Raw genomic sequence first — 26663 nt, 5'->3', positions numbered from 1 at the left:
ATTAAACGCAGGGCAAACTGGTAAGGTTAACGCCTGCTCACAAGCCTAAAGATAGCGTTTTTCTGGTGTTTTTGCGTAATGGGAGGAAGAACGTTGCCCTTAAACCGGCTAACCTTTGGCAAAGGTTTGGGGTAAAGCTGTACTCTAGTCTACTGCGCTTACATGAAGAGAAGAATTCTACTGGCACTACTGGGGGGGCTGTTCCTGTACGGACTGGTGAGCTTCTTTTTTACGGATGAACAGGCAGGGGAACGCGGGCCCCTGCCTGCCTTGGGAGGAAACCGGATTGCACAACCTGTGGTGCGGGATTGTGTGACAGTGAGTGCCGGCGCCCATTACCAAGTCAGCAAGGCGGCCGCCTTTTTCCTGGGCGAGCATTACCGCCCGGTGTGGGCGGTACCGGTAAAAGCCAAGGTCTTTCACATGCAGGAGGCCAAAGGCGGGCTGGCCATTGAGAAACTGGGCGGCGGCATGCAAACCACCAGCCTTACCTTGGTAGACTCCCTGGGCCGCCGGTTTGCGCTGCGCTCCATAGACAAAGACCCTATTAGCGTGCTGCCCCCGTTCTGGCGGAAAACCTTTGTGGGCGCCTTCGTGCGCGACCAGGTGTCGGCTACCAACCCGTATGCGGCGCTGGTGGTAGAGCCGCTGGCCCATGCCGCCGGTATCTTTCACTCCCACCCGCAACTGGTGTATGTGCCCCCTTCAGACCAGAGTTTCAGGCAGTACGCCAACCTCTTCGGGAACAAGTTGTTCCTCATGGAGGAGAAGTTTACCAGCAAAGCCTCGCTCACAAAGGAGTTCGGGCCGGCCTCTGACCTGGTCAGTACCGAGGAGATGCTGCGGCGGCGCTATGGCTCCAGCCGGCACCGCATTGACCAGTGGGCCTTCGCTAAAGCCCGCCTCCTGGACATGCTGCTCAGCGACTGGGACCGCCACGAGGGCCAGTGGGACTGGGCCGTGTATGCCCAGGGCAAGGAGGTGTGGTACAAACCCGTGCCTAAAGACCGGGACCAGGCGCTTTGCCTCTACGACGACGGCGTGATTCCCTGGATTGCCACCCGCAAGTTTGCCGCCCGCAAGTTTGAGTCTTTCCACGCCCGGTTCAAAGACGTGTACGGCCTCACCATCAACGCGGCCTTCCTGGATGCCCGGGCCCTGTCTGAGGTTACCCTGGTTGATTTCAGGAGGTTGGCGCGCGAGATGCAGACCGCCCTTTCTGATTCTGTGCTGCACGTGGCGGCCCGGCGCCTGCCCCCGTCGGTGTATGCCCTGGTGGGGCAGGAGACTTTCCAGAAACTGAGGAGCCGCAGACGGTTGCTGGTGCAGGTGGCGGAGGAGTACTACAAGATCCTGGCCCGGGAAGTGGCCGTGGTGGGCTCAGATGAACCAGAACGCTTTGTGGTGCAGCGGCTTCCGCAGGGCAGAACCGTGGTGGAAGTCTACCGCCTGGGCCCAGGCAACGTAAACGGCGCCAAAGTCTATAGCCGCACGTTTTTTGCCGTAGAAACCGAAAAGATCAGGCTTTATGGGTTGGGCGGCAAGGATATTTTTGACGTGCGCGGAACGGCCCAGAAAGGCTCCTATGTCTACGTGCACGGCGGCGCGGGCCTGGATGAAGTCACCGACAGATCAAGCCTGGAGGGGTGGCGTAAGAAAACAGTGGTGCTGGATGAAACCAATGGCGTGAACCTGCAGGCCGGGCCCATCACCAACGCAGAACTCTTCCAGACCGCGGCGGAGGTTCCGGCTTTTGTACGGGTAAGAAACCGGGAGTAAGCCGTTTCAAGGCAGATTTCCCCAAAACAGGCCTAAAACAGAGAGGCGTATCAGGAGGAGAAGCTTTGCAGTACCTTGGCCAGGTCCTCGGCGCGCAGCATACCTCGGATGGTGTGTCCCCCAATAACCATGGTGGGCACGGCCCTTACGCCCACTTCTTCCACAGCGTGCCGCAGCGCAGCCGCGTGGGCAGTCTGGTACCTGCGCGAAGTCACGGCTTCCTGAAAGGCGCTGGCCTCAAGCCCTATCTCCCCGGCCAGTTGCGTGAGCACCTCTATTGCTCCAATGTCCTTGCTTTCCTGAAAGAAGGCCGTAAACAGGCGGTGGGTGTAGGCTTCTCCTTTGCCCTGTTCTTTGGCATATTGGAACCCCTCAAATGCCAGATGCGTGTACGGCTGCGGTGACACAGTGGGCAGTTGGATAGGTACGCCCAATTCCTTTGCCATGGGGTAGACTGAGTTTTTCCAGGTGGTTTGCAGGTAGCTTTCCTCCGGCCGCAGGGTGGGGGTAGGGGCGGGCCTGAGTTCAAAAGGCATCCACTCCACGGGTATTTCCTGGCCCACTATCTTCTGGGCTTTCTTTATTTCTTCTTCCGCCAGAAAGCAGTAGGGGCAAACGTAATCTGAGTAAACAGTGATTTTGGGTATCATACAAAAACAAGCGTAGGTAGTCTTTTGTGTACTCGTAACCTTGGAGAAAGGATGCTCAGCGAGGAAATGCGTCAGGAAAAAGGCTCCTGTTTTTGGCTTAAAAATAGAATAATGAATAGAAAACGGGGAAAGTGAAGAATTAAAAGCAGAGTTAGAGTAAAGGTTTGTGCCTTATCTATTTATCTCTAATTTCGCCAAAATCAAAATAAATCACGTACCCCTTAGATGAAGAGAACGTATCAAAGCAGATGTATCCCAGAACTACTGATAATTTGTTAATGTGGTTTATATATTTGCTTATGCGAATCTAAGGTTATGTCTATTGGTCATGATTTTATAATTTGCCGCGATTCAAGTAAGTACTTTCAATTCTATGGATAAATACTCTTATATAGCCAACGCGCATGGAGCGTACATTGATGAACTGTACAAGCAGTATCAGCAAGATCCAGGTTCGGTGGATTTTGGTTGGCAGAAATTCTTTGAGGGGTTTGATTTCTCCCAGAGCTACCCCAGTGAAAACGGGGAAGCAGCGGTTGCCGCAAAACCCGCCGCTCCTGGCGCTGCCCCCAGCGTCTCTGCCAGTGAGGTAGAGAAAGAAATTCAGGTGAGAAACCTGATCTATGCCTACCGTTCCCGCGGTCACCTGCGGTCTAACACCAACCCGGTGCGTCCGCGTAAAGACCGCAAGGCACTATTGGACCTTTCTGACTTCGGGCTTTCTGAGGCCGATCTGGACACTAAATTCCAGAGCGGTTCTGAGCTTGGCTTAGGCGCTGCCACCCTGCGCGACATTCTGGCTACCCTGAAAAAAGTGTACGAAAGAACCATCGGGTTTGAGTACATGTACATCCGCGACCCAGAGGTGCTGGAGTGGTTCAAGCAGAAGGCTGAGAAGGAGTCTATCAATTTCAATCCTTCCATCGACTACAAGAAGCGCATTCTGTCTAAGCTGAACGAGGCGGTGGTGTTTGAGAACTTCCTGCACACCAAGTTTTTGGGGCAGAAACGCTTCTCCCTGGAAGGTGGCGAAACCACTATCCCGGCCCTGGATGCCATCATTGACAAAGGTGCCGAACTTGGCGTGCAGGAAGTAGTGATTGGGATGGCGCACCGCGGTCGTTTGAACGTGCTGGCCAACATCATGGGCAAAACCTATGAGCAGATCTTCTCTGAATTTGAGGGAACGGCCGTGCCAGACCTGACCATGGGCGATGGTGACGTGAAATACCACATGGGCTTCTCCAGCGAGATTGACACGCCATATGGCCACAAAATTAACCTGAAACTGGCTCCCAACCCCTCGCACTTAGAGGCGGTGAACCCGGTGGTAGAAGGTTTTGTGCGCGCCAAACTGGATTCCATGTATGGCCGTGACACTAATAAAATTCTGCCTATCCTCATCCACGGTGATGCGGCGGTAGCAGGTCAGGGCATTGGCTACGAGGTTACCCAGATGGCCAAGCTGGAAGGTTACAGCACCGGCGGTACCATCCACTTCGTGATCAACAACCAGGTTGGTTTCACCACCGACTTTGAAGACGCCCGTTCTTCTATCTACAGCACTGATTTAGCGAAGATCATTGACGCACCGGTGCTGCACGTGAACGGTGATGATCCGGAGGCTGTGGTTTTTGCCGTACGCCTAGCTACGGAATACCGTCAGCGTTTCCACAATGATATCTTCATTGACATGGTGTGCTACCGCCGCCATGGCCACAACGAGGCAGATGAGCCTAAGTTCACCCAGCCTCAGTTGTACAATCTTATCTCTAAGCACCCTAACCCACGCGAGATTTACAACAAATCATTGGTAAGCCGCGGTGAGGTAGACGCTAAGTTAGCCGATGAGATGGACAAGGAGTTCCGGCAGATGCTGCAGGAGCGTCTGGACATGGTGAAGCAGGAGCCATTGCCTTACAATTACCAGGTTCTGGAAAAAGAGTGGCAGGAACTGCGCCGTTCTAAGCCAGAGGATTTCCACCAATCGCCAGAAACCGGTATTCCGGTAGAGGCCATTGAGAAAGTAGGAAAGGCGTTGAGTACTTTGCCAGAGAACTTCAAGCCGCTGAAGCAGATTGAGAAGCTCATCAAAGAGCGCCAGGATATGTTCTTCAACAGCCGCTCCCTGAACTGGGCTTCGGCGGAATTGCTGGCGTACGGTTCCATTCTGTTGGAAAACAAGATTGTGCGCATGAGCGGACAGGATGTGCGCCGTGGTACTTTCTCGCACCGCCACGCGGTGTTGCGTGATGCCAATACCAACGCGGCTTACACCAACCTGAACCACATCCAGGAAAACCAGCAGCAGTTGCATATTTACAACTCCCTGCTGTCTGAGTATGGCGTGTTGGGCTTTGAGTTCGGTTATGCTATGGCTAACCCGAACGCCCTGGTGATCTGGGAAGCGCAGTTCGGTGACTTTGCCAACGGTTCACAGGTGATGATTGACCAGTTCATCTCGTCCACTGAATCTAAGTGGCAGCGCATGAACGGTCTGGTGATGTTGTTACCGCACGGCTATGAAGGCCAGGGACCAGAGCACTCCAATGCCCGTCCTGAGCGCTTCCTGCAGTTGGCCGCGGAGTACAACATGTACGTGACCCAGTGTACCACGCCGGCAAACTTCTTCCATATGCTGCGCCGTCAGTTGGCTACGCCGTACCGCAAGCCATGTATCCACATGTCGCCAAAGTCTATGCTGCGTCACCAGAACGTGATGTCGCCAATTGAAGACTTCGCCCAGGGATCTTTCCAGGAAGTAATTGGCGATGCGTACGCAGAGGCGAAAGCCGTGACCAAAGTGTTGCTGTGTACTGGTAAAGTATACTACGACCTGTTGGAAGAGCAGCAGAAAACCAACCGCAAAGATGTAGCCATCATCCGTCTGGAGCAGCTGCATCCGTTCCCAGAAGTACAGTTGGTGCGTGAACTGGAGAAATACCCAGAGGCACAAATCATCTGGGTACAGGAAGAGCCTTATAACATGGGTGCCTGGACCTACATCCTGAGCGTGATGCGCAAAAACATTGATGATGTGGTATCCCGTAAGCCAAGCTCATCTCCGGCTACCGGTTACAACAAAATCCACCAGAAAGAGCAGCGCAGCATCATTGAACGCGCCTTCAGCATTTAAATAAGGTAAAAGCTGTTTTGGCCCTGTTCCCCAGAAAACAGGGCCAAAACAGACTTAAGTGATCATCTTAAGCCAAAAAGAAAGTATGAGCTTAGAAGTAAAAGTACCAGTGGTTGGGGAATCCATCACGGAAGTGACCATCGCGAAATGGTTGAAACAAGACGGCGATCAGGTTGCCATGGACGAGGTGATCTGCGAGCTGGAATCAGATAAGGCTACCTTTGAATTGCCCGCCGAAGCCGCTGGTATTCTTAGAATCAAAGCCCAGGAAGGCGATACCATTCCAATCGGGGAGGTTATCTGTACCATTGACGGGGCCGGCCAAGGCGCTTCCACTCCTCAACCTACCACTGTTTCTACGCAGCACACCCTCACTGAAAATAAAAGCGTGACCGACCCGCAGAGCACAGTAGCGGCGGAAAACACGCCAAGCCACGGTACCCAGAACCAAGCCACCACGGGTGGCGGTGCCGGTCAGACCATCGACGTGAAAATTCCAACCGTGGGAGAGTCGATTACCGAGGTAACGATCTCTAAGTGGCTGAAATCTGACGGAGACCAGGTAGCCATGGACGAAGTGCTGTGTGAACTGGAGTCTGACAAAGCTACGTTTGAATTACCTGCCGAAGCGGCCGGTGTCCTGCGCATTGTTGCCCAAGAAGGCGACACCATTGAAATTGGCGCTACCATCTGCCGCATTGAAGTAGGTGCTGGTTCTGGTGTGGTTACTTCTCCGGCTCCGCAAACGGCTGCTCCGTCTGGACAACCAGCGCAGGCTGCTGCTGCCACTTCAGGGGCTTCTACCTACGCCAGCGGTACGCCATCGCCGGCTGCCGGCAAAATCCTTTCTGAGAAAGGCATTAACGCTGCAGACGTGAACGGTACTGGCAGAGATGGTCGCATCACCAAAGAAGATGCCCAGAACGCCCAGGCTCGTCCGGCTGCTCCGGCGCCACAACCTGCCGCCGCTCCTGCCGCACCTGCTGCCAAAGAATCTGCTGCTCCGGCTCCGGCCGCTGCGGGTTCACGCAACAGCCGCCGCGAGAAAATGAGCAGCCTGCGTAAAACAGTTGCCCGCCGTCTGGTAGCGGTGAAAAATGAAACGGCCATGTTGACCACCTTCAACGAGGTAGACATGAAGCCGATCATGGACATTCGGGCCAAATACAAAGACAAGTTCAAAGAGAAGCACGAGGTAGGCTTAGGCTTCATGTCGTTCTTCGTGAAGGCTTGTACCGTGGCCCTGCAAGAGTGGCCAGCCGTTAACGCCCAGATTGACGGGGGCGAGATCGTGTACAACGATTTCTGCGACGTTTCCATTGCCGTTTCTGCGCCTAAAGGTCTGGTGGTTCCGGTGATCCGCAACGCCGAAGGCCTGAGCCTGGATGGTATCGAGAAAGAAGTCGTTCGTTTAGCTAAGCGTGCCCGTGAGAACAAACTGGGCATTGATGAGATGACCGGCGGTACCTTCACCATCACCAACGGTGGGGTGTTCGGGTCTATGATGTCAACACCCATCATCAACGCGCCGCAATCGGCTATCCTGGGGATGCACAACATCGTGAATCGTCCGGTGGCTATCAACAACCAGGTGGAAATCCGTCCGATGATGTACCTGGCCCTGTCTTACGATCACCGCATCATTGACGGCCGTGAGTCGGTGAGCTTCCTGGTGCGCGTAAAAGAGTTGCTGGAAGATCCAATGAGACTCCTGTTGGGCGTTTAGTGCATTGAATCTGTGAGGGAGGGGTAAGCGTCAGGTTTGCTCCTCCTTTACGTTATGGGTGGGCGGAGAGGATACCTTGATAAGCTGCAGACCCACCTCTGCCCCTCCCAGGAGGGGAGTTTCAGATAAAGTAAGATAGTTTTAATTGCTAACTGAGTAAAGGCCGCTTCCTGTAGGGGAGAGCGTCTAAAGCTCAAAATTCCCCTCCTGGGAGGGGAAGGGGTGGGTTCTAGTTCTGCCCCCCTGTGTTAAAATAACGAGGGTCTGTTTCCTCCATAAATAGAAAAATCATGAAATACGATGTAACGGTAATCGGTTCAGGACCGGGAGGCTACGTGGCCGCTATCCGCTGTGCGCAGCTGGGCCTGAAAACCGCCATTATTGAGAAATATTCAGTGTTGGGTGGTACTTGCCTGAACGTAGGCTGTATTCCGTCTAAAGCCTTATTGGATTCATCTGAGCACTTCCACAATGCCGCGCATACCTTCAAGACGCACGGTATTGAGTTGGATAATCTCAAAGTGAACCTGGAGCAGATGATTGCCCGCAAAGGTGACGTGATCAAGTCTAACAACGACGGCATTGCGTACCTCATGAAGAAGAACAAGGTAGACGTGTACAACGGTCTGGGCTCTTTCGTGAACAAAAACACTATCAAAATCACTGGGCAAGACGGCGCCGAGCAGCAGATTGAGACGGAAAAAACCATCATCGCGACGGGTTCTAAGCCCATCAACCTGCCGTTCCTGCCCGTAGACAAGAACCGCATTATCACTTCTACCGAGGCCTTGGCCCTGAAAGAAGTGCCAAAACACCTGATCGTGATTGGCGGTGGGGTGATTGGGCTGGAGTTAGGTTCTGTGTATGCCCGCTTAGGCGCGAAAGTGTCTGTGGTAGAGTACACCGATGCCATTATCCCTACCATGGACCGTTCTTTAGGCAAAGAACTGCAGCGTGTGCTGAAAAAGACCTTAGGGTTTGAGTTCTTCTTCGGGCACAAAGTAACCGGGGCCGAAGTGCAAGGCGAAGGCGTAGTAGTTACCGCTGAGTCTCCTAAAGGCCAAACGGTTACCTTTGAAGGCGACTACTGCTTGGTATCCGTTGGGCGTAAGCCATACACCGAAGGTTTGGGTCTGGAGAATGCCGGGGTACAACTGGGTGAGCGCGGCATGATTGCCGTAGACGATCACTTGCAAACCAACGTGCCGGGCATCTACGCCATTGGCGACGTGATACGCGGAGCCATGCTGGCGCACAAAGCCGAAGAAGAAGGAGTGCTGGTAGCCGAAATCATAGCGGGCCAAAAGCCGCACATCAACTACAACCTGATTCCGGGTGTGGTATACACTTGGCCAGAAGTGGCTGGGGTAGGCTTCACTGAGGAGCAGTTGAAGGCGCAGGGCGTAGCATACAGAGCAGGTTCGTTCCCATTCAAAGCTTCAGGCCGCGCCAAAGCGTCTATGGACACCGATGGTTTCGTGAAAGTACTGGCAGACGCGCAGACAGATGAAATCTTGGGCGTGCACATGATCGGGCCACGTGCCGCAGACATGATCGCGGAGGCAGTGGTGGCCATGGAGTTCCGGGCATCTGCCGAGGACATCGCCCGCATGAGCCACGCGCACCCCACCTATACTGAGGCCATGAAAGAAGCCTGTTTAGCCGCTACAGAGAACAGAGCCATTCATATTTAATCTCTGGAAATAATATCACTAGGAAAGCCCAGTCGTGTAACACGGCTGGGCTTTTGCATTTTAGGGGCTAACAGTTGTCAACTCGTGCAGATTTACTGTATCCTTGTGCTATAGTTTATTCCTATACAGTATTCCATCTCTTTTATGAAGCACTTCTTCCTGAAGGTCTTGCTATGTATTCTCTGTTGTTCTGTTAGTCCTGGGCAGGCTCAAGTAATTTCTTCAGTGCAATCCATCGGCTCAGATAGCTATGACTATGCGTCAAAAGTAGTGGCAGATGCAAAGGGATGGACCTATGTCATTGGGCATGTTGGCGGCAAAGATGGGGCAGCGTTTGAAGGCATCCCGCAGCGGAAAAAAGGAGGCTTCATTGCCAAGTATGGGAAAGACAAAAAAGCGGTTTGGGTGAAGGATGATGAAGGCAGCAGTATTGACCATAGATACACCGACCTGGCAGTAGATGCCGAGGGAAATGTTGTGGTGGTGGGGCAGGGGGCAGACGCGCAAACCTCCAGTTTTTCCCTGCTAAAGCTTGACAGCGAAGGAAGCGTAAAATGGCAAAAGGAGTTCAAAGGGGCCGGCTTCCAAAAGGGAAGGGGCAAGAGCGTAGCCCTTGACAAGCAAGGCAACATCTATGTGGTGGGCTCCTTCTTTGGCGATAACTTCATGGGCATACCGCTGCCTTTGCACGTGCCGGCAAAAGCGGCTGAGCGCGACTTTCTAGGGAAATTTACGCCAGAAGGAAACGTGGTCTGGTGTAAAAGCTCGCCTAATTACAATCTCCAGTACCAGGATGTAAAGCTGGATAGTGAAGGAAATGTAGTAACAGGTGGGGCGTTTGTTGGAAAAGCCAGCCTGGACGAAATCACCCTGGAGCCTGCCAAACCTGAAGATGCATCAAATCCCTTTCTAACTACCCCGTTCATTGCCAAGCAAGACGCAGCAGGAAAAGTGGTGTGGGCAAAGGCGCTTCCCTTTATTTTCAACACCTCAGAGAACGGCGGCTTGGTAATTGACAACGACAATAACCTCTATCTTTCGCTTAGTGCCACCTCAGATATCCGGGCAAAGGCAGTGCAGATAGATGACCTTCTCATTGAAGGTTCTCCTGCTGCTAACTGCCTTGTGCTGAAGTTTGACCCCGCCGGCAAAGCTTTGTGGGCAACCAAAATAATGGGTGTCAGGAAGGGGGAGTTAGGCAGTTTCATGCAACCCACCGAGTTGGTGTACGGCAATAATGCGCTTTATCTGGCAGGTATCTTTGCGGGAGGCATTCTGGCAGAAAACGATACCCTGTTTAGTACCGCTCCTACCACCCTGGTGCAGGATGTTTTCCTGAGTAAGTTAAGCCTTGCAGGCGAAAAAGTCTGGCTGGTGAACTACTTTGGGGAACAGCCCGAAATTGCTTTCAATCCCGGTCAGAAGGAACTGGTGTACACAGGGTCCTTCAAAAACAGATTGTTGCTAGGGAACAAGCTACTGCAGGGAGCGGGCCTGGACGACATTTTCATCGCTCACCTGGCTGATAGCAGCGGTGCCTTGGCCACACGGGTAAGCGGAAAAGTGTTCAATGACATAAACGGAAACTGCAGGCCGGAGGAGCACGAGCAAGGCTTTGCGAATATTCTGATAAAAGCAGAGCCCGGAGATTACTACGGCATTACCAACAGCCAGGGGGAGTACTCCATCAGGTTAGAGCCCGGAGAGTACCAGATAACCCCTTTGTTTGGGGCAGCCTCCAAAACAACCATCCGGCGGGTGTGCAATACCGCAGTGCCCGTTACCACTTCTGAAAACCTGGCCGAAGTCAATAATCTAAACTTCGGGACCCAGGTAACCGAGTGCCCGCAACTCACCATTGACATAGCCGCTGACCGCCGCCGGCGCTGTTTCAGGAGCAATACCACCGTTACCTACGCCAATGAGGGCACCGCAGCCGCCCATAACGTGAGAGTCATGGTGATTTACCCGCAATATGTAGTGCCCATCAGCAGCAGTTTGCCGTGGGTAGCCCGGCAAGATTCCGCCTTCATCTTTGAGATTGGTACCCTGAAACCAGGCGAGCGCAAAAGCTTTGTGAATGCAGATTCTACCATCTGCTGGAAGGAAGAGATCAGGGGCTTGAGCCAGTGCGTCAAAGCTTTTATCACGCCTAAGAATGCCTGTGCTCCCCGCAGCCAGCAGTGGAGCCAGGCCAGCGTGGCCTTGGCCGCTCACTTCACCAACCAACAGCAGACGGCAGAATTTACCATTGCCAACGAGGGGCAAGGCGACATGGAAGACAGCACCGCGTACCGCGTGTACGCCAATACTGCCCTGGTGAGGCAAGGGAAAGTCAAACTACGGCAAGGAGATTCCACCACCTTAGAAGTACCCGCCCAACTGGTCACCTTCCGCTTGGAGGTGGACCAGGTGCCCCACCATCCGGGACAGAGCCGACCTGCCGTAAGTCTGCAGCCTCCGGGCATTCCGGTGGGCACTCCGTTCCAGGCCATGCCCCAGCCCATTGACAACTTCTACCAGGATGACGCCGACGCGGAGGTGGATATTTCCTGCCTGGAGATTGTGGACAGCTATGACCCCAACGACAAACAGGTGAGCCCTAAGGGTATCACGGCCCGGCATTATATCAAGGCTGAGGATGCGTTGGAGTACCTGGTCAGGTTCCAGAACACGGGTACTGATGTGGCTTACAATGTGGTGGTAAAGGACACCATCAGTGAGCACCTGGACATTGCCTCGCTGCGGGTGGGGGCGGCCTCGCATCCGTTCACCTATACCGTCACGGGCAAGGGGAGACCCGTGCTGACCTTTACCTTTAAAAACATTAATCTGCCAGACCATAAAACAAATGAGCCGGGCAGCCATGGGTTTGTGAAGTTCTCTATTGCGCAGAATCCAGGCAACCCTAAAGGCACTGTGATCAAAAACACCGCCCATAACTATTTTGATTTTAACAGGCCTATCGCTACCAATGAAGTCACCAACATCATAGGAGATACAGTGCTCGTTTCACCCGTGGCGGTTGCGGTGACTGATTGCGGCATAGAGGAACCTACTGTTTCCAGGGCCGGGAGCAACATCAGCTTATGTGAAACTAGTCAGGCTGTCTTGCAGGGAAACATGCCTGCCAAAGGAGTTGGTAAATGGAGAGTAGTTAGCGGCCAAGCCTTTATTGCAGACCCGCAAAACCCTAACTCTGCCGTTCAGGCCATTGGATATGGTGAGACGGTCCTGGAGTGGACCACTACTTTATGTAAAAAGATCTCCAGCAGCCAGGTGAAAATCTTCAGGTATCAGTTGCCTTCTTCCCCAGTGATTGCGGAGGTGCCATCGCAGTGTGAGGGCGATGCCTTGATGCCTTTGGTGGCGACAGGGGCCAACATAACCTGGTACGCAGATGCTGCCAGACAGCAGAAGGTTGCTGCCGGCAACCAATTCACCCCATCGGTGACAAGTAGCGCCACATTCTACGCCACCCAAACCCTTAATGGCTGCGAAGGCCCTGCTGCGGAGGTGACCGTCAGAATTCACCCGAAAGCCATAAAACTGGCCAAAAACGGCGATACCCTGGTTGCCCCCCAGGCAGATAGCTACCAATGGTTCTTCAATGAAGCTCCGCTTGTGGGCAGTACCCAACAAAGCCTGGTAGTAAAGAACTCGGGGCGGTACAGGGTGCAAACCGTAACCAATGGCTGCCTTGCCGCCAGTGAGAACGAGGAGCAGGTGGTGCATCTGGCAGCTTCTGAGGTGAAGATCAACCCCAACCCGGTACGGGAGGAGCTTGCCCTCACCTTTGCTTCCAACGCCGTGGGGCAGGTACAGGTCACGTTCAGGAGCCAGCTGGGCAAACCCGTACGGCGCACCACAGTTGATAAAACCCTTACGGTTCTGGAGAAAACACTGGATGTGAGCAGCCTGGTGCCAGGCGTGTACATCCTGGAAATAGGCTTAGGCAAAGAGGTGCACCGGCGCAGGTTTGTAAAGCTGTAACAAACCTGTGCAAGGTAAAAAATAGAAGGCCCCTCCTTGCTACAGGAGAGGCCTTCTATTTTTTAGTTTTAAGGCTGTTTCAGGGAAAATAGCCCTAAAACGGGTATCAGAAATTCCAACCCACGGTGGCCACAAAGTTGGTGTTCTTGTGTTTGTTCACCACACTAGGGGTAGTCACGTTGTAGAACGGAGAGTTCTGGTCGTTGATTTCGGCGTTAGTGTAAGGCGAGTAAACGCTGTTGTATTTACCATACACCAGAGCTCCGTCAATGAAGAAGTTCTCCTGCCTGATCCCGAAACCACCGGTCAGGAACGTCTTGGCCTGGTTCGCATCACTGTTCTTGAACGGATCACCGTACAGGGCATAACCGGCTCTCACCCGGAAGATGTCAAAGCGGGCCTCGGCCCCAATGCGGTAGTTCAGGGCTTTGTCATAGAGCGTCTTGATGTTCTGGTTCTCGGCCTGGAAAGAATCATCGGCGTTAATGCGGGCGCTACTGTAATCTACGTACTCCACATCGGCGGTGATGAACCCGTTTTTGCCCAGGAAGAAGGCCGCGCCCCCGGTGGCCCTGAACGGCGTGGTGATGTTGTACTCATACTCGCCGGGATCGGCGGCAAAGTACTGGTTCAGGGAAGCGCCTTCCTCCGGAGCCTCGTTGTAGTTCACGGCCAAGGTGGTGTTGAACTGGTCGGTTAGGGTGTACCAGGTAGGCGTTTGCACAGAGAAACCTAACCGCAGCGCATCGCTGGGGCGGTAGATGGCACCCACGCGCAGGCTGATACCAGTTCCTTCGGTGGTCAGGTCATCGCGCAGCTGCAAGTCTCTGATGTTCTGCGGGCCTTCCTCCGCATACGTCCGGGTTTGTTTGAACCTGATGGTAGACACGCCCAGGGAAGCCCCCAGGAACAACTTATCCCGGAAGCTGGCGCCGTAGGCAAAGTCCCACTGGTTCTGGGCCCCGCTAGACTGAATGTTCTCCTGGAACACGTTGGTGCCTTCCCAGTTGGGGTTGTAGAAGCCCAGGTCATCCTCCTCAATCAGGTAGGTCTCATAGGCCAGCTCCTGGAGCGAATTAGGGCTCAGGCCATACAGATCGGCCCGCTGGGCGGCATACTCGCCAAACTTCATGTTGCTTTCTGGGCCGGTAGCCCGGTAGAAAGAACGCTGGTTAAAGTTGTTGAGGCGGGTAAAGCCCACCCCGAAAGAGCTGGAGCGCCAGTCGCCCTCCTCGTCATCGGCTTTGCGGGTGGTAAACACCGCCGAAAGGCCGGGGATGTTGAGGTTGTTGCGGCTTTCGGTGGTTTCAGAGCCATACACGCGGCTGTTCACCTCATTGCCCACGATGCCCGCCGATACGGTAATCTCAGAGCGTCTGAAAAGCCCCAGGCCGGCAGGGTTGCTGGAAAGATTTCCGGCGTCTGCGCCCAACGCCACGTTGGCGCCACCAATACCCATGGTGCGGGCAGTTCCGCCAAAATCAGTACGGGAATAACGAAGAGCGTCTACCTCTGTCTGGGCAAAGCCCTTCCCGGCACTGCCTAGCAGCGCCAGGCAGGCCAAAAGAAAGCTATATCGTTTCATGTAAGTTTAAAAAGATGGGGGTTAATTTCTGCCTCGGCGGCTTCCTCCGGAACTGCTGCCACCTCCTGAGCTACCGCCCGAAGAACGGGAAGGCTCATACGAGGAGCGGCTTGGCTCATATGAAGACCGGCTTGGTTCATAGGAGCGGCTGCGCATCTCAGAAGATCTGCTTGGGGCAGGGGTGTACTCTATGCGTTGCCGTCTGGTAGGCTGCGCGCCCTCTGACCGGCTGGTGCGTGAATTACGGCTTTGGTCCTGGATGATGATGCCCTGCTGAGACTGCCCACCGGGTTGAGGGGTGGCAACTGGTCTGCGGCGGCGCTGACCGGTATCGCCGGAGGTGGTCCCTGGCTGGCTGGCAACCCTGCCGGAGCGGGTTCTGTCCTCTGCGTCTACCACCGCGTTGGCCGATCTGTTGGTGGCCGGAGCGGCAATGCTGCCACGTGGGTCACGCGAGATATTGGGGTTGCGGCTGCCCGCATTGGAGCTGCGGTCATCTCTGCGGCCGTAGGCTACGCGGTTGGCAACAACACGGCCTCCGCCATAATAGTTATCATAGTACCCGTAGCGGAATGGGTTATAACCGTAGCCGTAGCCGTACCCATAGCCCCATGGGTTGTAGTAGCGGCCAAAGCCAAGCCCAATGCCAATAGACAAACCGGTGCGGGGCCAGAAAGGATCATAAAGCGCTAAGCTGGACATGCTGGGGCCGTAGAAGGGATCATACCACGGGTCCAGCCACGGGTCGTACATCATGGCTCTGGAGTAGTAGCGGCCCGGTGAGTAGAACGGCGTATGGTAGGCGTAGAACGGGTTACCGAACGGCGCGTCATAGTACGAGTACTGGTAAGGCGTGCTGCTGCTTCTGCGGCTGCTGTAGGTCTGCGGGTCGCTCACCCGCTCCGAGATGTCCCGGGAGGCATCGTCTTCCGTTCCGGCGGCCAGGGTTTCTTCCACCGTCAGGTCCTGGGCCGGCTCCACGTAGGTGACTTTGTCGGCCGAGGAGAAGTACACGTCATCGGCCTCGCTGGTCTGCAAGTTAGATGAAGTGCTACACCCAGCCGCCAGAAAGCCCGCCAGGGGGAGTATAAGCAATCTATTGAAGGTATATTTCATGGGAGTATAGTAGTTGGTTTTGGATGCTAGATCAATTCACGAAAGCCAGTCACACGAGTATCCGGTTCGCCAACGTTTCTATTCAGATATATTAACGTATTTTTGAGCCGAAAAGGTATAGGGCTGGCTAGAAAACAAGCAAATTCTATGCCGGGCTATTGAGATTTCGCTATATATTTCTTCTCTATCAAAGATACGAAAAATGAGTAAAGGGTTGCCTAAACGCAGTGAGGATTATTCTCTCTGGTATAATGAGTTAGTAAAGCGGGCCGGCCTGGCCGAAAACTCGGCCGTGCGCGGCTGTATGGTCATCAAACCCTACGGGTACGCCATCTGGGAAAAGATGCAGCGCGTGCTGGATGACATGTTCAAAGCAACAGGACACACCAACGCCTATTTCCCCCTATTTGTGCCCAAAAGTTTGTTTGAGGCCGAGGAGCAGAACGCCGAGGGCTTCGCCAAGGAATGCGCCGTGGTCACCCACTACCGCCTGCAAACCGACCCCGACAAGCCCGGCAAACTGCGCGTAGACCCCAACGCCCGCCTGGAAGAAGAGCTCATTGTGCGCCCTACCTCAGAGGCCATCATCTGGAACACCTACAAAGGCTGGATCCAGAGCTACCGCGACCTGCCCCTGCTCATTAACCAGTGGGCCAACGTAGTGCGCTGGGAAATGCGGACCCGCCTGTTCCTGCGTACCGCCGAGTTCCTGTGGCAGGAAGGCCACACCGCCCACGCCACCGAGAAAGAGGCCATTGCCGAGACCGAGCAAATGCTGCACGTCTACGCCGACTTTGCCGAGAACTTCCTGGCCCTGCCGGTGATTAGAGGCAGGAAAACCCCCAACGAGCGCTTTGCCGGAGCCATTGACACCTACTGCATTGAGGGACTCATGCAAGACGGCAAAGCCCTGCAGGCCGGTACCTCGCACTTCCTGGGCCAGAACTTCGCGCAGGCCTTTGACGTGAAATTCGCTACCAAAGAAGGCGGCCTGGAGCACGTATGGGGAACGTCATGGGGCGTGAGTACCCGTTTAATGGGGGCCCTGGTCATGGCGCACTCAGACGATGAAGGCCTGGTGCTACCGCCAAAACTGGCCCCAATCCAGGTAGTGATTGTGCCTATCTACAAAGGCGAGGAGCAACTGGCGCAGATCTCTGAGAAGGTGCTGGGCCTGAAAAAACAACTGGAGGCCAAAGGCATCTCCGTGAAGTACGACGACCGCGACACTGAACGCCCTGGCTTCAAATTTGCCGAGTGGGAGCTGAAAGGCGTGCCCGTGCGCATCGCCATTGGCGGTCGGGACCTGGAGAACGGTACCGCTGAAGTAGCCCGCCGCGACACCAAAGAGAAATCTTCGCAGCAGTTTGATGACCTGGTGAACCTGGTGCCTGCCTTGCTGGACGAGATTCAGGCCAACATCTTCCAGAAAGCCCTCACCTTCCGCGAAGCGAACACCACCAGAGTGGATTCTTACGAGGAGTTCAAGCGCGTGCTGGACGAGAAACCAGGCTTCGTGCTGGCCCACTGGGACGGTACGCCAGAGACCGAGGAGCGCATCAAAGAAGAAACCAAAGCCACCATCCGCTGCATCGCCCTGGATTCTCCGGAGGAAGACGGCGTGGACATGGTGACCGGTCAGCCGTCCAAGCGCCGCGTGTACTTCGCCAGAGCCTACTAATATTTGGAGATTTGAAAATGGGGAGATGTGCAGATGTCTCTCATTTTTCTGAAGATAAGAAACGGGAGCCGCGCAAGTGGCTCCCGTTTCGTTTTGGGCCAGTTTTCTGGAAATTAGACCCAAAACGTAGCGTCGTTACCCTGTAACGACGTGTCTTCCTGAAACAAAAATGGCTCCCCAGAGAGAACCTTCCTTCATAGCAGAAGTTCTCGTTGCAAAGAGATAGGTTTGACAATTTAGAGACTGGTTCGCTTCGTAGAAACCCGTCGTTACAGGGGAACGAAGCTACGTTTTTGGTGGGTTTTGGGCAAAATAGGGTAAAAACAGACCGTTGAGGCAGGACGTAACCTTCGCGGTTTTTGTACCTTCGCTTTTCACTTTAACCAAGTGCACATGAAAAGCATTGCCATTTTCTGCGGCGCCCAGAGCGGCCATAATCCTGTTTACCGTGAAGCCGCCCACGCGCTGGGCACCCTGTTCGCCCAGAAGGAGATTAGGCTGGTGTACGGCGGTGGAAAAGTGGGCCTGATGGGCGTGATTGCCGATGCGGTGCTGGCCGGTGGTGGCGAAGTGGTGGGCGTGATCCCACAGAGCCTGGTAGACATGGAGGTGGCGCATGAAGGCCTGACCAAGCTGCACGTGGTGCAAACCATGCACGAGCGCAAAGCCCTCATGGCTGCCGAGTCAGATGCGTTCATGGCCCTGCCCGGCGGCTTCGGGACCTTTGACGAGTTCTGCGAGATTGTCACCTGGAACCAGATTAAGATCATCAAAAAGCCTTACGCGCTGTACAACGTGAACGGCTATTTCAATCCCTTCCTGCAGATGCTGGACCACAGCGTGGCCGAAGGCTTCCTGAAACCCGAACAGCGCAACAAGGTTCTGGTGTCTGACCAGGGCGAAGCACTGCTGCACCAGTTGCTGAAAAGCGCCGAAGCTACCGCAGAAGACTGGGTGGACTTCAAGCGCATCTAGGAGCAGGATTTACAGGATTTGTAGAATTTTCAGGATTGGGGTAGTTTTTTGATTTCCGTTTCCGGGCTGTTTTTTTAATACAGAAAACGTAGCATCGTTCCGCAGAACGACGCAGTGCTATGCAGCAAAAAGCCTCTGGCTAAAAAATGCTTCCAAGTGTTTGTGGCAAAAAACGGTTTTAATGAGATGGAAACGGTATTTGCTGCGTATAGCCCGTCGTGTTAATACCACGGTGCTGCATTTTTCTGTTTTTAGGCTGTTTTCTGGAAAACAGCCCGAAAACAGGAGAAGCCACGGCAACACCGTGGCTTCTCCTGTAATAAAAGGCTACCTACTACTCAACTCACGCTTCCTGAATCATGTCTACCACCGCCTGCACCCACATAGGATGGGTGTTCAGGCTTTCTACCAGTTGCCAGTGCTCGCCACCGGCGGCCTCAAACTCTTCCTTGAATTCTTTGCCAACCTCAATGGTGGTTTCCAGACAGTCGGCCACGAAGGCGGGGCTGAAGGCCAGTACGCTTTTCACGCCGGCGGCTGCCAGGTCTTTCAGGATAAAATCGGTGTAAGGTTGCAGCCAAGGATCTTTTCCTAAGCGGGACTGGAAAGAAACCGTGTACTTGTCCTCGGGGATGTTCAGGACTTTGGCCAATTGGCGCGAGGTCTCAAAACACTGGGCCCGGTAGCAGTAGCGGTTACGGCTGTGGTACGTGTTGCAGCAAACGCCCAGTTGGCAGTAGCCTTTGGTGCTGGCTTTCAAGATCTGGCGCTCCGGCAAACCATGGTAGCTGAACACGAAATGGTCATAGTCGCGCTTGGCCATGTGGGCGCGGGCAATCTCGGCAAAAGTACCTATAAAGCCGGGGTGGTTGCAGAACGTGCTGATGAACTTAATGTCTGGAATCACTTCCCACTTGCTGACAATCTCCATCACCTTCTCCTGTACAGAGCCGGTACTGGCCGAGGCATACTGCGGAAACAGCGGCAGCACCACAATGCGGTCCACTACTTTTTCCTGCAGCTCTCTCAGGGCATTCTCAATGCTGGGGCTCTGGTACCGCATCCCAAACGCCACGTGGTAGTCTTTGCCCAGTTTCTCCTGCACCAGCCGCTGTAGATCCAAGCCGTGAAAGAGCAGGGGCGAACCGCGCTCGGTCCAGAGCTGGGCGTATACTTTCGCCGACTTGGGCGCTCTGAAGGGAGCAATGACCCCGTTCACCAACATATATCTGGAAGGTGCCGCAATGTCCAGCACCCGTTTATCTAATAAAAATTCGCGCAGGTATTTCCGCACGTGCGGTACGCTGGGAGAGTCCGGCGTGCCGAGATTTACCAATAATACTCCTGTCTTGCCAGGAAGTCCACTTTTCATAAGCATATCATTGAAGTACAAAGGTACGGATTTGCAGGGCACAAGTCACCTCTTGCACAGATGATATGCGTCATCTTGTAAGTTTCCCGCAGTCATCTGTAAGTACTACTCTATTGTTCTAAACTAAGTATATATGTAGAAATACTTATATTTATAGCACTGTTCTACATAACCCTTTATTCGCTTAAAAGTTTTCTATGATTTCAACCTTTACGCAAAAAGTATTCTTGTTTTGTGTCCTCTGCCTGCTCTGCCTTTCTGGGCGGGCGCAGCAATTTTCTTTCACTGCCCTCAAAAAGATTGGCTCCGGAAATTTGCAGAAGCCTTACAGCGTGGCTATTGACGGCGCTGGTAATACTTTCGTTACCGACCGATACCAGCACCAGGTCATCAAATTCAACCCTGCGGGTCAGGCGCTCGCGCGCTTTGGTTCGTTTGGCTCTGGCAACGGGCAGTTCAAACACCCCGTGGGGGTTGCCGTTGATGCCGCTGGCAATGTCTACGTGGGGGACCAGGTGAACAACCGGGTGCAGAAGTTCAGCCCTAATCCAGACGGCACGTATGCCTATGACTTACAATTTGGGTCTTCAGGGCGCAATGATGGCCAATTTGACGGCGAGATACGGGACATTGCCGTGGATGCCGCCGGTAACGTGTTTGTCGTAGACAACGGCATGAAGCGCGTGCAGAAATTCAGCCCCACGGGCGTATTGCTGAATAAGTTTGGCAAGTACGGCAACGGTGAGGGTGAATTCTGGTCTCCTTACGGCATTACGGTAGACCAGGAGGGCATTGTGTACGTGCTGGACCAAGACCGGCAGAAGATCAACAAATTTAAACTGGGGGCAGACGGCGCTTATGCTTTCTTGGGCGCGTTCGGGAACCCGATTCCCAGATTTAGCGGCACCGAAGACGGAGTGCTGGTAGAGCCCGCGAGTTTGGCCGTTGATGAGGCGGGCAACGTCTACGTCACGGAGCGTGGTAACCACCGGGTGCATAAATTCAATTCCGCGGGCGCTTACCTGGGTAAGTTTGGGGTTTATGGCTCTACGGAGGGCACCTTTGACCGGCCTACCGACATAGCGATTGACCCAACGGGAAACGTCGTCATCCTAAGTGAGACCAGAATCCAGAAATTTACCGCCGCAGGTGGTTATCTGGCTAACCTGGGCGAGAACGGCGCAAGTGCCGGGGACTTCAATGGACCCAGCTACATGGCCACTGATAAAGACGGGAACCTGTATGTGTCGGACCGTGAAAACCACCGCGTGCAGAAGTTTAGCCCTGCCGGGGCATTCCTTGCTCAGTTTGGGAGCTTGGGGTCTGCAGATGGGCAATTTAAAGGGCCAGCGGGCATTGTGGTAGATGGCAGCGGCGACGTGTATGTGGCGGATGAAGGAAATGACCGCATCCAGAGGTTCAGCCTACACCCAGATGGCACTTACTCGTTTGCCCTGAAGTTTGGCACGAGAGGCTCTGGCAACGGGCAGTTGAACCAACCGGCGGGGCTGGCCTTAGACCATGTAGGCAATGTGGTGGTGGCCGACGCTACGAATAACCGTTTGCAGAAGTTTAGCCCCACCGGCATCTTTATGCACGTGATTGGCGGTTGGGGCAGCACCAACGGCTTATTTAACTCGCCCCGGAGTATTGCCATAGATGCCACCGGTCATTTGTTTGTGGCAGACTGGCGCAATAGCCGGGTACAGAAATTCAGCCCCAGCGTAGACGGAACCTACACCTATGTAACCCAGTTTGGAGGTTTTGGGTTTTATGCCGGATCCATGCTTGAGCCCAGCGCTATTGCCTTGGGGGTCACTGGAAATGTGTATGTAGTGGATGATGGTAATAACACAATGCAACGTTTTCAGTTGCAGGATGATGGCAGCTATCTCTTTCAGACTGCTTTGAACCTGGCCGGAAATGGGCTTAAAGATGCCTTTGGCGTAGCGCTTGATAAAAACGGCAGCCTTTATGTGTCTGACATAGGTACCCACCAGATTACGAGGTTCAGTGAAGGTGTGGCCGGCGGCGACATGCAGGTGAAGTGGGGCGGCACGGTGATTCCGCACAACGGCACCTTTGACTTTGGGGGCTACTCGGGCTCGCCCATTTCCTTCACCTTCCGGATAGGCAACCTTTCTGCGTCAAGCTTATTGGAGTTTACTGGCTCGCCCAAGGTAGAGGTTACCGGCCCGCAGGCAAGTGCTTTCTCGCCCCAGACCATGTTCCTGCCGGCGTCCATTGACCCTAATGACAACACAAGCCTCACCGTAAATTTCCAGCCCACCGCGGTAGGGCCGCAGCAGGCGCAACTGGTGATCAAGACCAATGACCCGGCCAAGAACCCATACATCATCCACGTGACCGGTACCAACACCGTCCTTTCAACGCGGGAAGAGTTAGCGCCAGAAACCATTGCCCTTCACCCCAACCCCACCACCGGGCAAGTAACACTGGACCTGGGAAAACTGGAGGCGCAGACGTGCCAGGTGCAGGTACTGGGTGCCCAGGGGCAACCGGTGCTGGAGAAAGAAGCGAAGCCTTCCGCCCAAAAACTCTCGCTTAACCTGCAGCATTTACCCGCCGGCATGTACCTGGTGCGGGTGCAAACAGACCGGCAGTTTGTGGTGAAGAGAATGGTGAAAAGATAAGTTTTCCGTTTGGGGCTCATTTTCAGAAACAGGGCCCGAAACCGGAACGGATGTCGAACCATCCACCACTGCCATGGAAAGGGGGAAGCTGACACTGCGTCGGCTTCCCTTTTTTGGTGGGAAGATTTCTGTTTTCATTCGGTTTTAACAAAAAGGGGCCTAAAACAGCAAAGGCTCTGGCGCGTACAGGTAATTACCTGAAATTGAACTCCTGACGCAGAACTCATTAAAAAGCCGTACCTTTGCAAACTATTTCAAAAAACAGGAAGAAAAATGGCAGAGCAGCCGCACAAAGCAGGGTTTGTCAGCATCATCGGGAAGCCTAACGTAGGCAAGTCCACGTTGATGAACGTGATGGTGGGCGAGAAACTCTCCATTATCACCTCCAAGGCGCAGACCACCCGTCACCGCATCATGGGCATCCTGAACGGCGACGATTTCCAGATTGTCTACTCAGACACGCCCGGCATCATTCAGCCCCAGTACGAGCTGCATGAGTCCATGATGCGCTTTGTGCACGCCTCGCTGGAAGACGCTGACGTGATCCTGTTCGTGACCGATATCTACGAGAAGCACGACGAGAGCGAGGTGGTGGAGCGCCTGCGCAAAGCCAAGGCGCCCATTCTGCTGCTCATCAACAAGATTGACCAGGCCACCCAGGAAGACGTGGAAGCCAAAGTCGCTTACTGGCGGGAGCAGCTGCCCGCGCAGGAATACCTACCCATCTCGGCGCTGCACAACCAGGGCATCCCCGGCGTGTTCCAGAAAATCCTGGACTTGCTGCCCGAGCACCCGGCATATTACCCCAAAGATGAACTAACCGATAAGCCCGAGCGTTTCTTTGCGGCCGAGATGATCCGGGAGAAAATCTTCCTCAACTACAAAAAAGAGATTCCTTACAGCTGCGAGGTAGTGATTGAGGAATTTAAGGAAGACGACCAGATCATCAGGATGCGCGCCGAGATCTCTGTGGAGCGCAAAAGCCAGAAGGGCATTGTGATTGGCAACAAAGGCGAAGCCCTGAAGAAAGTAGGCACCCAGGCCCGCGTAGACATGGAAGAGTTCTTCCAGAAGAAAGTGTTCCTGGACTTGTACGTGCGCGTGAATGAAAACTGGCGCGCCGACAAACGCCTGCTAGACCGCTTCGGCTATAACAGCATTTAGTATCAAGATACACGTATCAAGTAGCACGACAAAAATTAAGTCTTGATACTTGCTACTAGATACGTGATACCAACAGTACCCTACGCGGCGCCAAGGAGGCGATACCGCAGGTTTAACCCGCGTTTTGGGAGCGATTCCCTCAAAGGAGCCTCAAAACGCACATTCAAGTAGATATGGCACAAAATACCATCGCCATTGTAGGACGCCCCAACGTGGGCAAATCAACCCTGTTCAACCGTTTAGTAGGCGAGCGCAAAGCCATCATGGACAACGTGAGCGGCGTGACCCGCGACCGGCACTATGGCCACGGCGAGTGGACAGGCAAATATTTTACTGTCATTGACACCGGCGGCTACGTGCACGGGTCAGACGACATTTTTGAAGAAGAAATCAGAAAACAGGTGGAACTGGCCATCAAAGAGGCCGATGTAATCCTGTTCATGGTAGACGTGGAGGCGGGCCTCACCGGTCTGGACGAGGAGTTCGCCAACGTGCTGCGCCGCACCGATAAGCCCGTGTACATTGTAGCCAACAAAGCCGATACGCACGCCCGCGGGCACTTGTCGGGTGAATTCTATGCCCTGGGCTTTGAGAACGAGATTTTTCCGGTTTCCAGCCAGAACGGCTCGGGCACCGGTGAACTTTTGGATGCCGTGGTGGCGCACTTCCCCGAGGAAGGCATTGAGAACCCCGAGGCTGGCATTCCTAGAATTGCCGTGGTGGGCAGGCCCAACGTAGGCAAGTCCTCGTTTGTGAACCTGCTGCTGGGCGAAGACCGCAACATTGTGACTGATATTGCCGGAACTACCCGTGACTCTATCCACTCGCACTACAACGCGTACGGCAAGGAGTTCATCATTGTAGACACCGCCGGGCTCCGGAAGAAAAGCAAGGTGCACGAAGACATTGAGTTCTACTCGGTGCTGCGTTCCATCAGAGCACTGGAAGAAAGTGACGTGGTGATTGTGATGCTGGATGCCACCCGCGGCCTGGAGGCCCAGGACATGAACATCATTGGCTTAGCAGATAAGAACCGCAAAGGCCTGGTGATCCTGGTGAACAAGTGGGATTTGGTAGAGAAGGAAACCAACACCATGCGCGACATGGAAAACCAGATCAGGGAGCGCATTGCCCCCATCTCGTATCCGCCCATCATCTTCATCTCGGTGCTGAACAAGCAGCGCGTGCACAAGGCCATTGAGACCGCCATTGACGTGTATGAGAACCGGAGCATGAAGATTCCTACCTCCAAGCTGAATGATGCCATGCTGAAGGAGATTGAGCGGTATCCGCCGCCGTCTATCAAGGGCAAATTTGTAAAAATCAAATACGTGACCCAGTTGCCCACGCACACGCCTACGTTTGCGTTTTTCTGCAACTTGCCGCAATACATCAAAGAATCGTACACCCGCTACCTGGAGAACCGCCTGCGGGAGAACTTTGGATTTGAGGGTGTACCCGTTAATTTAGTATTCAGGAAGAAGTAAACGGTTCTGCCGCTCCCTTCTTTTTTCCGCGACCTTTTACCCTACAACCCCCTTTATTACCATTTATGAGAAGTTTCTTTTCTTTAGTTGCAGTAGCAGGCATACTGGCTCTTTCTGCGTGTGACACCAGGCCCACCCAAGAGGCCATTTCTGTAGAAGATGCCACCACCGCCACAGACATAGCCGAGACCACTGCCTCGCCGCTGGACACGGCCGGGGTTTTGCAGGATACGGTTGCGGCAGACTCTGTCAGGTAAGCTCCAGGCAGATACGGCACCATTTTTTCAGGCGCGGGTTATTCTTGAGATATTTCAAGAATGGCCCGCGCCTTGTGCGTTGAAAAGAATGTAGTTGCATTGTTCTTATATCTAGGCCGTGTAATATATCCATTCTCCCATACACTCGTACATATGCCAAGAAGTGCCACCCTATTCTTTGTAGTTCAATTTTAAGGGCTTACCAGAGAATAGTTGACCAAAGGATTTCCTGATCAGACAAAATAAAACTATGAAAAAGACATTCTTTCTGTTGGCGTCACTGGCGGGCTTTGCAAGCCTTACTGCCTGTGACTCCAAAACAGAGAACCGCATGGAGGACCAGGCCGAGAAAGTAGAACTGCACGCCGAAATGGCCGGTGACTCAGTGCTGGCCCGGCAGGCCAGAGAAGTAAGAGACAGCGTGGACAAGGCAGATCCAAAGGACAACGAGGACACTACCCAGGATGCTCAGTAAGAAGCCTTTACTCTGCACCTACGCGTAATTTGTTAGACCCGTACAAAATAAAACTATGAAAAAGAACTTGTTGATGCTGGCCCTGGCCACAGGCATGATGACCTTCGCTTCCTGCAATAACACCACTGAAGAGCGTGCCGAGGACCGTACCGAAGAAGTGGAAGACGCTGCCGAAGAGGCCGGTGATGAAGTAGAAGATGGCGCCGAACGGGCGGGCGATGCCGCTGAAAACACCGCCGAGGACGTGAAAGACTAGCAGTCTGGCTCTTTGAGAAAAACAAGAGAGGGTGCCCGCAGGGGCACCCTCTCTTGTTTTAACGGGGTTGAAAGCGGGCTACGGTCCCAACCTGCGCTGAATAAGGCTGTCTACCAGATGGTAGAGCCGGGGCGGCGTAAGCGTGCGCCACGGAATCTTGTCCAGGTCGCCCCCGAAGTTGATGTAATAGTCTAGGTGAAACTGCTGCATCTCGCGCACCACAAACTCCTGAAATCCGATGGCGGCGATCCAGCCGTCTTCCACTTCCTCAAACCACTCCTCATAGTAGGCGTCATCTGAGCCGTGAAAGTTGAACACGTTTTCGCCAATCAGGATAAAATGGTTGATGCCCTCGCCCATCATCAGGTCCAGGATGTTGCGCTTCAGGGTCATGATGTCATTGTTGAGCGTGTCGTTCCACTCGCCAATGAGCTCAATCACGGCGTAGCCCTCGTTGTAGTCGGCGTAGAGGATCTTGAGGAAAAGCGTCTCAGAGTCAATGTCGTCCCACTGCGGGTGAATGTAGTAGCCGTAGATGGTGTGGGTATATTCAGACTCGCTGTTCTCGGCGCCGTACAGCGGCGAGCGCTCGTCTTCTGAGGCCGAGTAGGCTTCTATCCAGTTGTAAAAGGGTTCAATGGTGTGCATGGTTGTATAAACTTA

The 26663-nt window shown here is 53.9% G+C and carries 18 protein-coding genes; 13 read left to right on the top strand and 5 right to left on the bottom strand.

What is annotated here, in order from left to right; genetic code table 11:
* Positions 1-162 precede the first annotated feature (162 nt).
* The gene (locus JT718_RS14895; RefSeq protein WP_205503505.1) at positions 163-1779 is read left to right on the top strand and encodes a hypothetical protein; all 1617 of its coding nucleotides are present in this window, start codon (positions 163-165) and stop codon (positions 1777-1779) included.
* 50 nt (positions 1780-1829) lie between these two features.
* On the opposite strand, the gene JT718_RS14890 is transcribed toward JT718_RS14895, so the two are convergent.
* The gene (locus tag JT718_RS14890; RefSeq protein ID WP_240337111.1) at positions 1830-2429 is read right to left on the bottom strand and encodes a DsbA family oxidoreductase; all 600 of its coding nucleotides are present in this window, start codon (positions 2427-2429) and stop codon (positions 1830-1832) included.
* A gap of 373 nt (positions 2430-2802) precedes the next feature.
* On the opposite strand from JT718_RS14890, the gene JT718_RS14885 reads away from it, so the two are divergent.
* The 4 genes from JT718_RS14885 to JT718_RS20750 all read left to right on the top strand — a co-directional run bounded on the left by JT718_RS14885 (position 2803) and on the right by JT718_RS20750 (position 12978).
* A complete protein-coding gene (locus tag JT718_RS14885; RefSeq protein ID WP_205503504.1) occupies positions 2803-5565 on the top strand; it encodes a 2-oxoglutarate dehydrogenase E1 component in 2763 nt (920 codons plus the stop codon).
* Positions 5566-5650: 85 nt separating this feature from the next.
* Entirely contained in the window at positions 5651-7291 is a 1641-nt protein-coding gene (gene odhB / locus JT718_RS14880) for a 2-oxoglutarate dehydrogenase complex dihydrolipoyllysine-residue succinyltransferase (protein ID WP_205503503.1), read from the top strand.
* Positions 7292-7581: 290 nt separating this feature from the next.
* A complete protein-coding gene (gene lpdA, locus JT718_RS14875) occupies positions 7582-8985 on the top strand; it encodes a dihydrolipoyl dehydrogenase (RefSeq protein ID WP_205503502.1) in 1404 nt (467 codons plus the stop codon).
* A gap of 270 nt (positions 8986-9255) precedes the next feature.
* On the top strand, positions 9256-12978 hold the full coding sequence (locus tag JT718_RS20750; RefSeq protein ID WP_205503501.1) for a DUF7619 domain-containing protein: 3723 nt from the start codon (positions 9256-9258) through the stop codon (positions 12976-12978).
* Positions 12979-13084: 106 nt separating this feature from the next.
* On the opposite strand, the gene JT718_RS14865 is transcribed toward JT718_RS20750, so the two are convergent.
* Both JT718_RS14865 and JT718_RS14860 read right to left on the bottom strand, forming a co-directional pair.
* Entirely contained in the window at positions 13085-14563 is a 1479-nt protein-coding gene (locus JT718_RS14865; RefSeq protein ID WP_205503500.1) for an OmpP1/FadL family transporter, read from the bottom strand.
* Positions 14564-14584: 21 nt separating this feature from the next.
* The gene (locus tag JT718_RS14860) at positions 14585-15658 is read right to left on the bottom strand and encodes a hypothetical protein (protein ID WP_205503499.1); all 1074 of its coding nucleotides are present in this window, start codon (positions 15656-15658) and stop codon (positions 14585-14587) included.
* Positions 15659-15881: 223 nt separating this feature from the next.
* Here JT718_RS14860 and proS point away from each other — a divergent pair, with 223 nt between their 5' ends.
* Both proS and JT718_RS14850 read left to right on the top strand, forming a co-directional pair.
* The gene (gene proS, locus JT718_RS14855; protein ID WP_205503498.1) at positions 15882-17360 is read left to right on the top strand and encodes a proline--tRNA ligase; all 1479 of its coding nucleotides are present in this window, start codon (positions 15882-15884) and stop codon (positions 17358-17360) included.
* A 393-nt stretch (positions 17361-17753) separates the two neighbouring features.
* A complete protein-coding gene (locus JT718_RS14850; protein WP_205503497.1) occupies positions 17754-18335 on the top strand; it encodes an LOG family protein in 582 nt (193 codons plus the stop codon).
* Positions 18336-18678: 343 nt separating this feature from the next.
* Here the strand turns inward: JT718_RS14850 and hemH are convergent, their stop codons facing one another.
* A complete protein-coding gene (gene hemH, locus JT718_RS14845) occupies positions 18679-19707 on the bottom strand; it encodes a ferrochelatase (protein ID WP_205503496.1) in 1029 nt (342 codons plus the stop codon).
* Between the two features lie 314 nt (positions 19708-20021).
* Here hemH and JT718_RS14840 point away from each other — a divergent pair, with 314 nt between their 5' ends.
* The 6 genes from JT718_RS14840 to JT718_RS14815 all read left to right on the top strand — a co-directional run bounded on the left by JT718_RS14840 (position 20022) and on the right by JT718_RS14815 (position 26000).
* A complete protein-coding gene (locus JT718_RS14840; protein WP_205503495.1) occupies positions 20022-22361 on the top strand; it encodes an SMP-30/gluconolactonase/LRE family protein in 2340 nt (779 codons plus the stop codon).
* 273 nt (positions 22362-22634) lie between these two features.
* The gene (gene era / locus JT718_RS14835) at positions 22635-23525 is read left to right on the top strand and encodes a GTPase Era (RefSeq protein WP_205503494.1); all 891 of its coding nucleotides are present in this window, start codon (positions 22635-22637) and stop codon (positions 23523-23525) included.
* 173 nt (positions 23526-23698) lie between these two features.
* On the top strand, positions 23699-25012 hold the full coding sequence (der, locus tag JT718_RS14830; protein ID WP_205503493.1) for a ribosome biogenesis GTPase Der: 1314 nt from the start codon (positions 23699-23701) through the stop codon (positions 25010-25012).
* A gap of 65 nt (positions 25013-25077) precedes the next feature.
* Positions 25078-25269 carry a hypothetical protein gene (locus JT718_RS14825; RefSeq protein WP_205503492.1) on the top strand — a complete coding sequence of 64 codons (192 nt, stop codon included), beginning with the start codon at positions 25078-25080 and terminating at the stop codon, positions 25267-25269.
* A gap of 250 nt (positions 25270-25519) precedes the next feature.
* Positions 25520-25744: a hypothetical protein gene (locus JT718_RS14820; RefSeq protein ID WP_205503491.1), complete on the top strand. Its 225-nt coding sequence runs from the start codon at positions 25520-25522 to the stop codon at positions 25742-25744.
* A 55-nt stretch (positions 25745-25799) separates the two neighbouring features.
* Positions 25800-26000, top strand: coding sequence for a hypothetical protein (locus tag JT718_RS14815; protein WP_205503490.1), 201 nt, complete (start codon positions 25800-25802; stop codon positions 25998-26000).
* Positions 26001-26078: 78 nt separating this feature from the next.
* Here JT718_RS14815 and JT718_RS14810 read toward each other — a convergent pair whose 3' ends face one another.
* The gene (locus tag JT718_RS14810) at positions 26079-26648 is read right to left on the bottom strand and encodes a hypothetical protein (RefSeq protein WP_205503489.1); all 570 of its coding nucleotides are present in this window, start codon (positions 26646-26648) and stop codon (positions 26079-26081) included.
* Positions 26649-26663 lie beyond the last annotated feature (15 nt).

This window comes from Rufibacter psychrotolerans, assembly GCF_016924645.1.
Taxonomy (GTDB): Bacteria; Bacteroidota; Bacteroidia; order Cytophagales; family Hymenobacteraceae; genus Nibribacter; species Nibribacter psychrotolerans.
The sequence above is the reverse complement of the archived record's forward strand: the minus strand, read 5'-3'. Positions and strand labels throughout refer to the sequence as shown.